The sequence below is a fragment of the Cellulomonas sp. URHB0016 genome (assembly GCF_054057935.1).
Genome location: NZ_JBSRZU010000001.1, coordinates 3,989,285 through 4,002,581, shown reverse-complemented (window position 1 = coordinate 4,002,581; position 13,297 = coordinate 3,989,285). Strand labels below are relative to the sequence as shown.

16 protein-coding genes are annotated in these 13,297 nt (G+C 73.9%); 11 read left to right on the top strand and 5 right to left on the bottom strand.

Annotation, left to right across the window (positions count from 1 at the left end):
* Positions 1-59 precede the first annotated feature (59 nt).
* From ACVW07_RS18355 to ACVW07_RS18345, 3 genes are read left to right on the top strand one after another with little or no spacing between them, the layout of a single operon-like run.
* A complete protein-coding gene (locus ACVW07_RS18355) occupies positions 60-1,331 on the top strand; it encodes a LolA family protein (protein WP_456820638.1) in 1,272 nt (423 codons plus the stop codon).
* Between the two features lie 8 nt (positions 1,332-1,339).
* Entirely contained in the window at positions 1,340-2,323 is a 984-nt protein-coding gene (locus ACVW07_RS18350; protein ID WP_456821121.1) for an ATP-binding cassette domain-containing protein, read from the top strand.
* Positions 2,310-3,173, top strand: coding sequence for an ABC transporter permease (locus ACVW07_RS18345; protein ID WP_456820637.1), 864 nt, complete (start codon positions 2,310-2,312; stop codon positions 3,171-3,173). The genes ACVW07_RS18350 and ACVW07_RS18345 overlap by 14 nt, the downstream gene beginning before the upstream one ends.
* 1 nt (position 3,174) lies before the next feature.
* On the opposite strand, the gene ACVW07_RS18340 is transcribed toward ACVW07_RS18345, so the two are convergent.
* On the bottom strand, positions 3,175-4,026 hold the full coding sequence (locus tag ACVW07_RS18340; RefSeq protein WP_456820636.1) for a UbiA family prenyltransferase: 852 nt from the start codon (positions 4,024-4,026) through the stop codon (positions 3,175-3,177).
* A gap of 121 nt (positions 4,027-4,147) precedes the next feature.
* On the opposite strand from ACVW07_RS18340, the gene ACVW07_RS18335 reads away from it, so the two are divergent.
* The 5 genes from ACVW07_RS18335 to ACVW07_RS18315 all read left to right on the top strand — a co-directional run bounded on the left by ACVW07_RS18335 (position 4,148) and on the right by ACVW07_RS18315 (position 8,033).
* Positions 4,148-5,221 (top strand): type III polyketide synthase, encoded by a 1,074-nt coding sequence (locus ACVW07_RS18335; RefSeq protein ID WP_456820635.1) that lies wholly within the window; start codon positions 4,148-4,150, stop codon positions 5,219-5,221.
* Complete coding sequence (locus tag ACVW07_RS18330) at positions 5,218-5,754, top strand: isoprenylcysteine carboxyl methyltransferase family protein (RefSeq protein WP_456820634.1); 537 nt, start codon at positions 5,218-5,220, stop codon at positions 5,752-5,754. Before ACVW07_RS18335 ends, ACVW07_RS18330 begins: the two co-directional genes overlap by 4 nt.
* Entirely contained in the window at positions 5,751-6,794 is a 1,044-nt protein-coding gene (locus ACVW07_RS18325; protein WP_456820633.1) for an NAD(P)/FAD-dependent oxidoreductase, read from the top strand. Before ACVW07_RS18330 ends, ACVW07_RS18325 begins: the two co-directional genes overlap by 4 nt.
* 85 nt (positions 6,795-6,879) lie before the next feature.
* A complete protein-coding gene (locus ACVW07_RS18320) occupies positions 6,880-7,332 on the top strand; it encodes an S-ribosylhomocysteine lyase (protein ID WP_456821120.1) in 453 nt (150 codons plus the stop codon).
* On the top strand, positions 7,329-8,033 hold the full coding sequence (locus tag ACVW07_RS18315) for a 5'-methylthioadenosine/adenosylhomocysteine nucleosidase (protein WP_456820632.1): 705 nt from the start codon (positions 7,329-7,331) through the stop codon (positions 8,031-8,033). Before ACVW07_RS18320 ends, ACVW07_RS18315 begins: the two co-directional genes overlap by 4 nt.
* Before the next feature lie 53 nt (positions 8,034-8,086).
* Here the strand turns inward: ACVW07_RS18315 and ACVW07_RS18310 are convergent, their stop codons facing one another.
* From ACVW07_RS18310 to ACVW07_RS18295, 4 genes are all read right to left on the bottom strand, one after another.
* Positions 8,087-8,464, bottom strand: coding sequence for a hypothetical protein (locus ACVW07_RS18310; protein ID WP_456820631.1), 378 nt, complete (start codon positions 8,462-8,464; stop codon positions 8,087-8,089).
* Positions 8,465-8,583: 119 nt separating this feature from the next.
* Positions 8,584-9,459, bottom strand: a complete 876-nt coding sequence (locus tag ACVW07_RS18305) for an LLM class F420-dependent oxidoreductase (protein WP_456820630.1) — start codon at positions 9,457-9,459, stop codon at positions 8,584-8,586.
* Positions 9,460-9,521: 62 nt separating this feature from the next.
* Positions 9,522-9,797: an acylphosphatase gene (locus ACVW07_RS18300; RefSeq protein ID WP_456820629.1), complete on the bottom strand. Its 276-nt coding sequence runs from the start codon at positions 9,795-9,797 to the stop codon at positions 9,522-9,524.
* 78 nt (positions 9,798-9,875) lie between these two features.
* Positions 9,876-10,481 (bottom strand): TetR/AcrR family transcriptional regulator, encoded by a 606-nt coding sequence (locus ACVW07_RS18295; RefSeq protein WP_456820628.1) that lies wholly within the window; start codon positions 10,479-10,481, stop codon positions 9,876-9,878.
* Between the two features lie 68 nt (positions 10,482-10,549).
* On the opposite strand from ACVW07_RS18295, the gene ACVW07_RS18290 reads away from it, so the two are divergent.
* From ACVW07_RS18290 to ACVW07_RS18280, 3 genes are read left to right on the top strand one after another with little or no spacing between them, the layout of a single operon-like run.
* Positions 10,550-11,593: an ABC transporter permease gene (locus ACVW07_RS18290; protein WP_456820627.1), complete on the top strand. Its 1,044-nt coding sequence runs from the start codon at positions 10,550-10,552 to the stop codon at positions 11,591-11,593.
* Positions 11,590-12,414 (top strand): ABC transporter ATP-binding protein, encoded by an 825-nt coding sequence (locus tag ACVW07_RS18285; RefSeq protein WP_456820626.1) that lies wholly within the window; start codon positions 11,590-11,592, stop codon positions 12,412-12,414. Before ACVW07_RS18290 ends, ACVW07_RS18285 begins: the two co-directional genes overlap by 4 nt.
* Positions 12,407-13,285, top strand: a complete 879-nt coding sequence (locus ACVW07_RS18280; protein WP_456820625.1) for an ABC transporter ATP-binding protein — start codon at positions 12,407-12,409, stop codon at positions 13,283-13,285. The genes ACVW07_RS18285 and ACVW07_RS18280 overlap by 8 nt, the downstream gene beginning before the upstream one ends.
* Positions 13,286-13,297 lie beyond the last annotated feature (12 nt).

Sequence of the window (13,297 nt, the reverse complement as noted above, 5' to 3'; positions counted from 1 at the left end):
GGCGCCGGCCGGGAGGCGTTCTCAGGATGCCCTCAGGGGCCGTGCAGCAGCATGGAGCCATGACCGAGACCACTCCCCTGAGCCCGCCGCCGCGGCGCACCCCGTCCACCCGCGCCCGGTGGGCGGTGCCCGCGGTCGTCGCCGTCGGCGTCGGTGCCGCGTTCGCCGGACCGGCCCTCATGGCGTCGGCCGACAGCGACGGCCTGCCGCCCGTCACCGCCGAGGAGCTCGTCGCCGCCGTCGCGTCGGCCGAGCCGCAGGCGCTGTCCGGCACCGTCGTGCACACCGCGCGCCTCGGGCTGCCGTCGCTCCCGTTCGGCCCCGAGACGGCTGACCCCGTCAACCTCCTGGACGGCAGCTCCACGCTGCGCGTGTGGACGGACGGCGGCGAGCGCAGCCGGGTGTCGCTGCTCGGCGACATGTCCGAGTTCTCCGTGGTGCACGACGGACCCGAGGCCTGGACCTACGACAGCACGGCCGACGAGGTCGTCCACTACACGCTGAGCGGCGCCGACCAGGACCGGTACACGGCGCTCGAGGGCGCGGCCGCCGCCGGTCAGGTGCCCGGCGCCCCCGAGCTGCCGACCCCCGCCGAGGCCGCCCAGCAGGTGCTCGACCAGGTGGAGCAGTTCTCGACCGTCTCGCTCGACGCCGAGAGCACCGTCGCCGGCCGCAGCGCCTACCAGCTCGTGGTCACCCCCACGACGCCCGGGACGCTCGTGTCCCGCGTGGTCGTCGCGATCGACGCCAAGACCGACACACCCTTGCGGGTGCAGGTGTGGAGCGTCCAGGACGCGAAGACACCCGCGCTCGAGCTCGGGTTCACCGACGTCACGTTCGGCACACCGTCGGACTCGGTGCTCGCCTTCTCGGCGCCGGCCGGCGCGACGGTGACCGACAAGGAGGTCGCGCTGCCGACCGACGAGCAGATCGCGGCGGACCGCGCGGCGCACACCGAGGCGAGCGCCGCGCTGCCGCCCGGGGTCACGGTGTCCGGCACCGGCTGGGCGACCGTCGTCGAGGCGTCCGACCTGGACGTCCCCGGTCTCGTCGCCGGCGACCCGTCGGCGCTCGCCGGCCTGCCCGACGCGGGCCCGACCATCGGTTCGGAGAGCGCTCAGGGCCTCCTGGACGAGTTCGGCCCGCAGGACGGCGAAGGTCCGGCGAGCAAGTTCGACGGACTCGACCCGGCCGCCCTCTACGACTCGCTCACCACGGTGGTCCCGGAGGGCCACCTGATCAGCTCCGCGCTGCTCAGTGTGCTCATCACCGACGACGGCCGGGTGCTGGTCGGCGCGGTGCCCGCCGCCACCCTGCAGGCGATGGCGTGAGCGCAGGGGTGCTCGACCCGGCGCGGGTCGACCAGGGGTCCGGTGACCACACCGGGCCTCTGGCCGTGCGCACGGAAGGACTGACCAAGCGGTTCCGGTCCGGCCAGGTCGCCGTCGACGGGCTCGCGCTGCGGGTGCCGCGCGGGGCGGTCTACGGCTTCCTCGGCCCGAACGGCTCCGGCAAGACGACCACCATCCGCATGCTGCTGGGGCTGGTGCGCCCGACGAGCGGGCAGGCCTGGTTGCTCGACCAGCCGATGCCGGACGCGGGCGCCGCGGTGCTGCCACGGGTCGGCGCCCTCGTCGAGGGGCCCGCCTTCCACCCGTACCTCAGCGGTCGCGCGAACCTGGACCGCCTCTCCGCGGTCGACGCGACCGCGGACCCCCGCACGTCCCCACGGCGGCGGGACGAGGCTCTCGAACGGGTGGGGCTCGGCGCTGCGGCGGACAAGCGGTTCCGGCAGTACTCCCTCGGCATGAAGCAGCGGCTCGGCCTGGCCGCGGCCCTGCTGCAGCCGCGCGAGCTGCTGGTCCTCGACGAGCCGACGAACGGCCTCGACCCGCAGGGCACCCGCGAGGTGCGCCACCTGGTGCGGGAGCTCGCGGACGGCGGCACCACCGTGCTGGTCTCGTCGCACCTGCTCGCCGAGATCGAGCAGGTCTGCAGCCACGTCGGGATCATGAGCCGCGGGCACCTGGTGCTCCAGGGTGACCGGGAGGCGCTCGCGAGCCGCGGCCAGGCCCGGCTCTCGGTCACCACGACCGCAGGGAACGTCGGTGCGGCCGCCCGGGTGCTGCGCGGACTGGGGCTCGACGAGCCCGTGGTCGACGGAGTGCGGCTCGACGCGCCCGTCGACGGGCTGGCGGCGCAGGAGGTGTCGGCCGCGCTCGTACGCGCCGACGTCCCGGTCGTCGGGTTCGAGGTGCGACGGCCCGGCCTCGAGGAGATCTTCGTGGAGCTCACCGGGGAGGGTTTCGATGTCGCACGCTGAGACCGTGGTCCAGGCACCGGTGGCCGTCCGCGGCTCGTTCGGGCGCCTGCTGCGCAGCGAGCTGCGGCTCGTGCTGGGGCGCCGGCGCAACGTCGTGCTGCTCGCCGGGCTGGCGGCGGTGCCGCTCCTGCTGGGGCTCGTGCTGTTCCTCACGCGCGACTCCGCACTGGGCGAGCAGGGCCCTGGCTTCGTCGGGAAGGTCACCGAGAACGGCATCTTCCTGGTCGTCGCATCGATCTTCGTGTGCCTGCCCTTCCTGCTGCCGCTGACGATCGGGATCGCGTCGGGGGACGCCGTCGCAGGCGAGGCCTCGGCGGGGACGCTGCGGTACCTGCTCGTCGTGCCGGTGACCCGCACCCGGCTGCTGGTGGTCAAGGCGCTCGCCGCGCTCGCGTTCGCCGGGTCGGCCGTGCTGGCGATCGCGGTGGTCGGCCTCGTGACCGGGGCCACCTTCTTCGGGCTGCACGACGTGGTGCTGCTGTCCGGCGACACGGTGCCGCTCGGCGTCGGCGCCACCCGCATCGCCGCGGTCGTCGCGTACGTGGCCCTGTCGATGACCGGGTTGGTGGCGGTGGGGTTGTTCTACTCGACGCTCACCGAGGTGCCGGTCGGGGCGATGGCGGCGACCGTCGTCACCGCCATCGTCTCGGGCGTGCTCGACACGCTCCCCGCCCTGTCCGCGATCCATCCGGGGCTGCTCACGCACCACTGGCTCGACTTCGCGGAGTTCCTGCGCATCGAGCCCGACTGGCAGGTCGTCGCCGGCGGGCTGGCCGTGCAGGCCGCCTGGGTCGCCGTGTTCTCCGCGCTGGCGTGGGCCCGGTTCACGACGGCCGACGTGTCGTCCTGACCTACCGGACCACCCAGTCGGAGGCGACGAGGAGCACCACGTCGAGGGCGGCGACAGCGATGGCCGCCGCGAACGGCAGCCGGCTCCGCGACGCCCGCAGAGCCACGAGCGTGCCGGTCACCGTCAGCGTGGCCGCACCGGCCAGCGCCGCGACGGCAGCCGCGGACGGACGGCCCGCCGGGGCGACGACCACCACCACGGTCGCGGCCAGCAGGAGTCCCGCGGCAGCAACGCTCGTGGCCGTCCGGCCGATCCGGTGCGCCGCGCCGCGCACCCCGGTGCCCTCGTCGTCCTCCAGGTCCGGCAGCACGTTCATCGCGTGCGCGCCGACACCGAGCAGGGCTCCTCCCGCCACCGCCCACCAGGCCGCCGGCGGCCACCCGGGCAGTGCGAGCGCCACGACCATCGGGAGAAGCCCGAACGAGAAGGCGAACGGCGCCCAGGACCACGCGGTGCTCTTGAGCCGCACGTTGTACGACCAGGCGGACGCGACGGTCGCGACGTTCAGCAGACCGGCCCGCCACCCGAGCGACGCCGACACGACCACGCACGCCGCCGCGGCGGACCAGGCGGCCGACCGCACGGCGCGGACCGACACCCGCCCCGCGCTCACGGGCTTGTCCGTGCGGCCGACCGCGGCGTCGCGGGCGGCGTCGACCCAGTCGTTGGACCAGCCGACCGAGAGCTGGCCGGCGAGCACCGCGAGGGTGACGAGCACCGCCGTCCGGGCCGGCGCGCCCGCGCCGAGCGCCATCGCCGCCGCGAACAGGGTGACCGCGACCGTCGGGCCCGGATGGCTCGCCAGGGCGAGGTGCAGGAGCGCGCGCCGCGGTCGCACGTCCACCTGCGTCATGGCCCACCTCCCCGGTTCCGCGCCATCGTCGCAGGTGCCGGGGCCGGGCCGACAGACCGGGCGGCCGGTCGTGGGCGTCGGCCCGGGCGACGGACCGGACATCGCGTGACACGATGCCCCCATGGCGCGGATCGCCTCGATCGCCCCCGTCCTGCCCCCGTACTCGTACCCCCAGTCCGACATCACCGCCGCCATCGCCCCGCTGCTCACCGCTGACCCGCGGCGCCGGGCGGTGGTCGAGCGGGTGCACGCCGGCACCGGGATCGCGACGCGGCACACGGCGCTGCCCCTCGACGCGTACGCGTCCCTGACCTCGTTCACCGACGCCAACGACGCGTTCCTGCGCGAAGGGCTCGCGCTCGCGGGCGCGGCGTGCCGGCAGGCCCTGGACGACGCCGCCCTCACGCCGGCCGACGTCGACTTCGTGCTGTTCACCTCGATCACCGGCATCGGGGCCCCGTCGCTGGACGCGCTCCTGGTCGACCATCTCGGGCTGCGGAGCGACGTGCGCCGCATCCCGGTGTTCGGGCTCGGGTGCGTGGGCGGGGCCGCGGGGATCGCGCGGGTGCGGGACTACCTCCAGGGCCACCCGGACGACGTCGCGCTGCTCGTCTCCGTCGAGCTGTGCTCGCTCACGCTGCAGCACGGCGACGACTCGATGGCCAACGTCGTCTCGACCGGGCTGTTCGGCGACGGTGCGGCCGCCGCGGTCATGGTGGGCGCGGCCCGAGCACCGCACGTGGGCGGCGTGGACGTGGTCGACAGCCGCAGCGCGCTGTACCCGGACACGGCCGGGATGCTCGGCTGGGACATCGGTGGCACCGGGTTCCGCATCGTGCTCGCCGCCAGCCTCGCGGACGTGGTCGAGCGGCACCTCGGGCCCGACGTCACGGACCTGCTCGCCGCCCACGGCCTCAAGGTCAACGACGTCGACACCTGGGTCGCGCATGCCGGCGGCCCGCGGATCCTGGAGGCCGCCGCGCGGTCGCTGGACCTGCCCGACTGGGCGTTCGCGGCGAGCTGGGACTCCCTGGCCCGGGTCGGGAACCTGTCGTCCGCCTCGGTGCTGCACGTCCTGGCGGCGAGGATGCGTGAGGGTGACCACGTGCCCGGGTCCGCCGGGGTCCTGTTCGCGTTCGGGCCGGGCGTGAGCGCCGAGGCCGTCCTGCTCCGCTGGCCCGAGGAGGCCGTGTGACCTGGTACGACGCGTTGCTGCTCGCGGTCGCCCTGGAGCGCCTCGCCGAGCTCGTCGTCGCGTCCCGGAACGCCCGGTGGGCGTTCGCACGGGGCGGGGTGGAGAGCGGGAAGCGGCACTACCCGCCGATGGTGGCCCTGCACACCGCGCTGCTCGCCGCGTGCTTCATCGAGGTGCACGCCGCCGACCGGCCGTTCCTGCCCGTGCTCGGGTGGACGGCGTTCGTCGCCGTGCTCGCCGCGCAGGGGCTGCGATGGTGGTGCATCAGGACGCTGGGCCCGCAGTGGAACACCCGCGTCATCGTGGTGCCCGGGGCGGACCTCGTGCACCGTGGGCCGTACCGCTGGCTGCGCCACCCCAACTACCTGGCCGTCGCGGTCGAGGGCGCCGCGCTCCCGCTCGTCCACACCGCGTGGGTCACGGCCCTGGCCTTCACCGTGCTCAACGCCGTGCTGCTGCTCGGCTTCCGCATCCCCGCCGAGGAGCGCGCGCTCCGCGCGGCCGACCCCGCGGTCCGTACGACGCACCGATGACGTCCGACGTCGACGTGCTCGTCGTCGGCGGCGGTCCCGTGGGGCTGGCCGCCGCCATCGAGGCGCGGCTCGCCGGGATGTCGGTGGTCGTCGTCGAACCACGTGCGACTCCGATCGACAAGGCGTGCGGCGAGGGCCTGATGCCTGGCGCGTTGGCCGCTCTGGCCCGGCTCGGCGTGGATCCGGGCGGGCACGTGCTCACCGGCATCCGGTACGTGTCGGGTGAGCGGGTCGCCGACCACCTGTTCGGCGGTGGTCCGGGCCGGGGTGTGCGGCGGACGACCCTGCACGCGGCGCTCGCCCGGCGGGCCGAGGAGCTCGGCGCGCGGGCCGTCGCCGGGCGGGCGGGGGTCGTCCAGCAGGACGCCACCGGTGTGACGGCGGCGGGCGTGCGCGGCCGGTGGCTGCTCGCGTGCGACGGCCTGCACTCCGTGGTCCGCCGTCACGTCGGGCTGGACGCGCCGTCCGGCCAGACGCCGCGACGGCGCAGGTTCGGTGTCCGCCGGCATGTCCGGGTGCCGCCGTGGTCGGACTTCGTCGAGGTGCACTGGGGCCGCACCGCCGAGGCCTACGTCACGCCGGTGTCCGACGACCTGGTCGGGATCGCCCTGCTCGGCCCGCCGCGCACCGATGTCGACGGCACGCTGGCGGCCCTCCCCGCACTGCGCGACCGGCTCGCCGGCGCACCGGTCGTCGGCCCGACGCGGGGTGCCGGCCCCCTGCGGCAGCGCACGACGGCCCGCACCGCGGGACGGGTGCGTCTCGTCGGCGACGCCTCGGGATACGTCGACGCGCTGACCGGTGAGGGCCTGCGCGTAGGGCTCGCGCAGGCGCACGCGGCCGTCGCGACGCTCGGCTCGGACGTCGCCCGGTCCAACGCGGCCTACGAGCGCGCCTGGAGCGCCGCCACCCGGGACTACCGAATGCTCACCTCCGGCCTGGTGTCGGCCGCGGGTTCGCCCCTGCGCGGCGGGATCGTGCCCCTCGCGTCCGCCCTGCCCGCCCTGTACGGCGCGGTCGTCGAGCGCCTCGCCCGCTGAGCGGACGCCCGTCCGCCGCACCGGGCGGGCGAGGGACAATGGGCCATTCCCGAGCCGAAGGATCTGAGCCGTGAACCAGCCCCGCATGAACGTCGAGTCCTTCAACCTCGACCACCGCACCGTCGTGGCCCCGTACGTCCGCCTCGCCGACACCAAGGTGCTGCCCGCGGGCGACGTCATCCAGAAGTTCGACGTGCGCTTCACGCAGCCGAACGTGGCCCACCTCGAGATGCCGACCGTGCACTCGTTGGAGCACCTGTTCGCCGAGCACTCGCGCAACCACTCGGACCGGGTCGTCGACTTCTCCCCGATGGGCTGCCAGACGGGCTTCTACCTGATCCTGCAGGGCGAGTGGGCCCACGACGACGTCCTCGACCTCGTGCAGAGCACGCTGCAGGACATCACCACCGCCACCGAGGTCCCCGCCGCCAACGAGGTGCAGTGCGGCTGGGGCGCGAACCATACGCTGGCCGGCGCCCAGGAGGCGGCTCGCACGTTCCTCGCCGCACGCGACGAGTGGAGCCAGGTGACCGCGTGATCGCCGTCGACGCCGTCATCGTCACGGCGATGGCCGACGAGGCCGCGCCGTTCGTCGAGCGCGCGGACTTCGTCGGACCCGCGACCCGCGTGGGTCACGCCGAGCACCGGATGGCCACCCTCGCCGGGCGACAGGTGCTCCTCGTGACCTGTGGCATCGGCCTGGTGAACTCCGCGACGGCCGCTGCGGTCGCGATCAACGCGACCCACCCGCGGGCCCTCGTCAGCGCCGGCTCCGCGGGCGGCGTCGGGGTCGACGTCCGGGTCGGCGACGTGGTCGTCGGCTCGGAGTACCTGTACTCGGGTGCCGATGCCCGGGCGTTCGGCTACTCGCTCGGCCAGGTGCCGGGGATGCCCGAGGTGTACGCCGCCGAGAAGGCGCTGCACGACGCCGCCGCGACGGCCGCCGTCGACCTGACGGTGCACTCGGGCACGGTGCTGTCCGGCGACGCGTTCATCGACGCGACCCGCGTGGACCGGATCCGCGAGTCGTTCCCGGGAGCGCTCGCCACGGACATGGAGTCGGCGGCCCTCGCCCACACGAGCCACCTGTACGGCGTGCCGTTCCTGTCGGTCCGCGGCATCTCGGACCTGTGCGGCCCGGTCGCCGGCGTGGACTTCCTCACGCACGTCGACGACGCGGCGGACCGGTCCGCGTCCGTCGTGATCGAGGTGCTGCGCTCGCTCGACGCGACCGGCTGAGGGTCCTCCGTCGGCCTGACGCAGGCCTGTGCACGCCCCCGGTCGGACGCGCGTCAGGCGCGCGTCAGGAGCCAGAGAATCGTGTCGTGGATGTGCTTGGCCTTCTCGTCGCCGCGGAACGTGGCCTCGCGGACCGTCGCACCGGCCGTGATCGCGATCGAGGCCGAGGCGAAGAAGCGGCCGAACATCGACTTGTCGGAGAGGAACGACACCGACGAGACGGACTTGATCGGCAGCGACGTGACCGCTGACTTCCCTCCGACGAACGAGTTGTCCTGGAGGATGACGCGCAGGTTGGTCACGGCGACGAAGCCCGTGCCGGCGCCGGTGCAGTCGTAGACGGCGAAGACCTGCTCACCCTCGATCAGTCCGGCGAGGATCTTCTGCAGCTGGTCCGGCTTGTCGTGCGGGATCGTCGTCTGCTGGCTCATGGCTCGGTGGCTCCTTCAGGGGACGGGAGCGGACACGTCCTGTGCATGTCCGGCCCCCGAGACATCGGGATGTCTCGTCGAACCCTTGATGGGACCTCTCCCACATCGGCGGCCCGCGGTCACAGGTCGCGGAGCCGCTCCACCGCCTCCGGCGTCACCGCGTCGCGGACCCACGCGGACAGGCTGGTCGCCGGTGGCCGCAGGATCACCGTCTCGACGCCCAGCGCGGCGTACGGCGCGAGCTGGTCGACGAACGCGCCGACGTCCCCTGCGATGAGCGCTTCGCTGCCGTGGAGCATCGTCACCCGGATCGTCGAGTAGTCACGGCCGACGTCGTCGCAGTGCGCCCGGAGCACGTCGAGCTTGTGCGCGACCTCGTCGGGCGAGGTGGCGAACAGGTTGCAGGCGTCGGCGTACCGGGCGACGAGTCGCAGCGTCTTGCGCTCTCCACCGCCGCCGACCAGGATCTCGGGCCGCCTCAGCGGGAGAGGGCGGCACAGCGTCTCGGCGAGCTGGTAGTGCGTGCCCTCGTACGGTCCGTCGTTCTGCGGGTCCCACATCTGACCGGCGATCTGCAGCGCCTCCTCGAGGCGTTCGAACCGTTCGGCGAGCGGCGGGAAGGGGACGCCGAGGGCATGGTGCTCGCGGTCGTACCAGGCGGCGCCGATGCCGAGGGTGGCCCGTCCGCCGGAGAGCACGTCGAGCGTCGCGACGGTCTTGGCGAGCAGCGCCGGGTACCGGTAGGTGACGCCGGTGACGAGCACGCCGAGCTGGGCCTGCGAGGTGACCCCCGCGAGATAGCCGAGGGTCGTGTACGCCTCGAGCATCGGGTCCTCGGCGGGGAAGCCGGCGCGCTCCATCTGGAACCAGTGGTCCATCACCGAGATCCACGAGACGCCGGCGGCCTCGGCAGCGGAGGCCGTGTCCGCGAGCTCCTGACGCAGCTCCCCCGGTTCGACGGAGTCGAAGCGCATGAGGTGGATGCCGACTCGCATGGAAGATCCTTTCTCGATGGTGCTGGCAGCGTGCCGGTTGGAGTGCGCTCGAAGTCAAGCCGCTACGGCCGGATCTCGAACGCGCGCAGGTGCTCCGGCGGCTCGTCGTGCTCCTCCACGTCGGTGACCGCCGCGCCGGCGGGACCCCGTCGCGCCCAGAGGACGAGCGCGTCGACGACGTCCTGCTCGCCCTCGAGGACAGCCTCCACGGACCCGTCGTCGCGGTTCCGCACCCAGCCGTGGGCGCCACGCCGGTCCGCCTCGCGGGCCATGGACCAGCGAAAACCCACACCCTGGACCATGCCGTGGAGCACGAGCCGGCGCCGCGTGGTCCCCATGCGGCCACGCTGCCACGGCCCAGGCGCACGCACGAGCCGGCGTCGCGCGGCCGGAGGGCCCGCCCGCAGGCGCCGGCGTCAGCCGAGGCGGTCGTCGAGGTAGTGCCGCAGCACGGGCGCGATCGCGGCGGCGACCGTCTCGGGTGACGCGGACGCGAGCGGCTCCACCGCGATGACGTACCGCGCCATCATGAGGCCGAGCAGCTGGCTGGCGAGCAGGGACGCGCGCAGCTCGGGCGTGTCACCGCCGAGCTGTGCGGCCACGGGTGCGAGCACCTCGCGCACCAGGAGGTCGCGGAGCAGCGGCGCGGCGGCGGGCTCGGTGGCGGCCGCCCGGATCAGCGGCACCATGCGGGACCGGACCGCGTCCGTCTCCATCTGGGCCACGACGAACGCGGCGAGCCGGTCGGGCAGCGTGGCGGGGTCACCGGTGCTGCGCAGGTCGGCCAGAGCGACCGCCGGTCGGATGGGCAGCTCCACGACCTGCAGGAAGAGCTCCTGCTTCGATCCGAACCAGTGGCCGACCAGCTTCGGGTCGCAGCCGGCCTCCGCGGCGATGCCGCGCACGGTCGCGCGGTCGTAGCCCAGGTCCGCGAACTGGCGCCTGGCGGCCGCGAGGATCGCGTCGCGGGTGGTGCTCGGCCCGCGGCGGCGCCCCCGGCGGGCGGGCTCGCTCTTGACCATGACACCCCACCCTCGTAGATTTCCACACACGTGGATATTTCTCCCGATCGTACGACGAGGGAGTCGACATGCGGGCCATGATCCTCAAGGAGTTCCGCGAGCTGCGGCGCGACCGCCGCACGCTGGCGATGCTGGTGGTGCTGCCGGTCGTGCTGCTGGTCATCTTCGGGTACGCGGCGAACTTCACGATCGACACCATCGCCACCCAGGTGGTCGGGCCGCAGGCGGCGGCGGTGGCCGCAGCACTGCCGGAACCGTTCGACGTCACCGGCACCGACACCGCTGCCACCACGCAGGACGCCCGCGACCTCGTGCAGGACGACGTCGCCGACGTCGTGGTCGACACCTCGACGACCCCGCCCACCGCGTTCGTCGACGGGTCGAGCCTCTTCGTCGCGCAGACCGCCGACGCGGCCCTCGGCCGGGCCGGTGACCAGGTGAGCGTCGAGATCCTCTACAACCCCGACCTCGAGACCTCCTGGGTCATGGTCCCGGCGCTGGTCGGGCTCATCCTCACGTTCATCGGCACGATCATCACGAGCATCGGGCTGGTCCGGGAGCGGCAGGCCGGCACCCTCGAGCAGCTCGCCGTCATGCCGTTCCGGCCGTCCGACGTGATCGTCGGCAAGATCGCGCCGTACTTCATCCTGGCGGCGATCGACATGCTCCTGGTGACGGTCCTCGGCGTGTGGATCTTCGGCATCCCGTTCAACGGCAGCCCGTGGCTCTTCGCGCTCGGCGGCGCCGTCTTCCTGTTCGTCGTCCTCGGCATCGGCGTGCTCATCTCGACGGTGTCGCAGACCCAGGGGCAGGCCATCCAGACGGCGATCCTCGTCCTCATGCCGCAGATCCTGCTGTCCGGCTTCATCTTCCCGCTGCAGGCCATGGCCCCGGCGATCCGCTGGATCGGCTACTGCCTGCCGCTCACGTACTTCGTGAAGATCTCCCAGGGTGTGATGCTGCGCGGCTCCGACCTCGCCGCCCTGTGGCTCCCGTTCACGGTGCTCACCGGCATGGCACTCGTCGTGTTCACCGCCGCCGTGCTGCGGTTCCGCCGCGACCTCGCGCCCACCACCGGCCGCGAGACGCCCGTGGAGGCGGTGAACGCATGACCGGACCGACCTGGGGGCTGCAGGGCGTGACGGTGCGGTACGGCCGGACGACGGCCCTGGACGACGTGTCGCTCGCGGCCCCGTCGGGCGCCGTCGTCGCGCTCGTCGGGGGCGACGGCGCGGGCAAGACGACCCTGCTGCGCGCGTTCGCCGGCGCGCTGCGGCCCGAGACCGGCGCCGTCACCTCCCCGCCGTTGGCCGAGACCGGGTTCATGCCGACCACGTCGGGGGTGTGGCGTGAGCTCACGGTCGACGAGAACGTCTCGTTCGTCGCAGCGGCCTACGGGGTGCGGGGCGCCGAGCTGCGACGCCGTCGTGACGCGCTCCTGACGACGGCCGGACTGGAACGGGTGGGCGGGCGGCTCGCAGGGCACCTGTCCGGCGGGATGCGCCAGAAGCTCGCGTTCTGCTTGGCGATGCTGCACCAGCCCCGGCTGCTGGTGCTCGACGAGCCGAGCACGGGCGTGGACCCGGTGAGCCGGGTGGACCTGTGGCGGATGATCTCTCAGGCCGCGGCCCAGGGTGCGGCCGTCGCGATGGCGACGACCTACCTGGACGAGGCCGAGCGCGCCTCGTCGGTGCTCGTGCTGGACGCCGGTCGGGTGCTGCTCTCCGGCCCTCCGGCGGACGTCGTCGCGCAGGCTCCCGGGGCCGTGTTCCGGACCGAGCGGCCCACCGTGCGCGAACGCGCGTGGCGTCGCGGTCGCGAGTACCGCGAGTGGTCGCCGGACCCGACGAGCAACCTCGGCACGCGGCTCGTCCTCGACCTGGAGGACGCCGTGATCTCGGCGTCGCTCGCGAAGGAGGCGGCCCGTGCCTGACGCCCTGGTCTCCGTCGAGCGCGTGACCCGCCGGTTCGCGGACGTCGTCGCGGTCGACGACGTGACCCTCGAGGTCGGGCCTGGCGAGATCGTCGGCCTCCTCGGCGCGAACGGTGCCGGCAAGACGACCGTCATCCGGATGCTGCTCGGCCTCGTCCCGCCGACGTCCGGCGTGCTGCGCCTGTTCGGCGAGCGACCTTCTCGCCGGACGCGGCAGCGGCTCGGCTACGTGCCGCAGGGCCTCGGGCTCTACGACGACCTGACCGTCGACGAGAACGTCGCGTTCGTCGACCACGCGTTCGGCTCGCCGACCACCAGCCTGCCCGCCACGCTCCTCCCTGTCCGGGGTGAGCTCGTCGGCACGGTGGGGCTGGGCCGGCAGCGCCAGCTCGCGTTCGTCACGGCCTTGTCGCACGCCCCGGAGCTCCTGGTGCTCGACGAGCCGACGTCCGGCGTCGACCCGCTGGCCCGCGCCCGGCTGTGGGACGCCGTGCACGACCAGGCGGAGCGCGGTGTGGGGGTGCTGGTCACGACGCACTACATGCACGAGGCGCAGCAGTGCGACCGGCTCGTGCTCATGTCGCACGGCCGCTGCGTCGCCACCGGCAGCGAGCGCGACATCATCGGGGACACGACGGCCGTCGAGGTGCGCACCGAGCGGTGGCAGGAGACGTTCGTCGCCCTCGACGCGGCTGGTCTGCCGGTGACGCTCGCGGGGCGGCACGTGCGGGTCGCCGACGTGCCGGCCGCCGCCGTGCGGCACGTGCTCGACGACGCAGGGGTCGACGCGCAGGTCGTCGACGTGCCGGCGACGCTCGAGGAGGCCATGACGGCGCTCGACCGGGTGATGCTGGGCGCCAGGCGATCCTGATCGATTGGTACC

Coding starts and splice junctions, on each gene's coding strand:
- ACVW07_RS18295 (WP_456820628.1), bottom strand. CDS start 10,481: ATGGTCAAGAGCGAGCCCGCCCGCCGGGGGCGCCGCCGCGGGCCGAGC.
- ACVW07_RS18305 (WP_456820630.1), bottom strand. CDS start 9,459: ATGCGAGTCGGCATCCACCTCATGCGCTTCGACTCCGTCGAACCGGGG.
- ACVW07_RS18345 (WP_456820637.1), top strand. CDS start 2,310: ATGTCGCACGCTGAGACCGTGGTCCAGGCACCGGTGGCCGTCCGCGGC.
- ACVW07_RS18320 (WP_456821120.1), top strand. CDS start 6,880: ATGAACGTCGAGTCCTTCAACCTCGACCACCGCACCGTCGTGGCCCCG.
- ACVW07_RS18300 (WP_456820629.1), bottom strand. CDS start 9,797: ATGGGGACCACGCGGCGCCGGCTCGTGCTCCACGGCATGGTCCAGGGT.
- ACVW07_RS18340 (WP_456820636.1), bottom strand. CDS start 4,026: ATGACGCAGGTGGACGTGCGACCGCGGCGCGCGCTCCTGCACCTCGCC.
- ACVW07_RS18290 (WP_456820627.1), top strand. CDS start 10,550: ATGCGGGCCATGATCCTCAAGGAGTTCCGCGAGCTGCGGCGCGACCGC.
- ACVW07_RS18355 (WP_456820638.1), top strand. CDS start 60: ATGACCGAGACCACTCCCCTGAGCCCGCCGCCGCGGCGCACCCCGTCC.
- ACVW07_RS18325 (WP_456820633.1), top strand. CDS start 5,751: ATGACGTCCGACGTCGACGTGCTCGTCGTCGGCGGCGGTCCCGTGGGG.
- ACVW07_RS18285 (WP_456820626.1), top strand. CDS start 11,590: ATGACCGGACCGACCTGGGGGCTGCAGGGCGTGACGGTGCGGTACGGC.
- ACVW07_RS18310 (WP_456820631.1), bottom strand. CDS start 8,464: ATGAGCCAGCAGACGACGATCCCGCACGACAAGCCGGACCAGCTGCAG.
- ACVW07_RS18335 (WP_456820635.1), top strand. CDS start 4,148: ATGGCGCGGATCGCCTCGATCGCCCCCGTCCTGCCCCCGTACTCGTAC.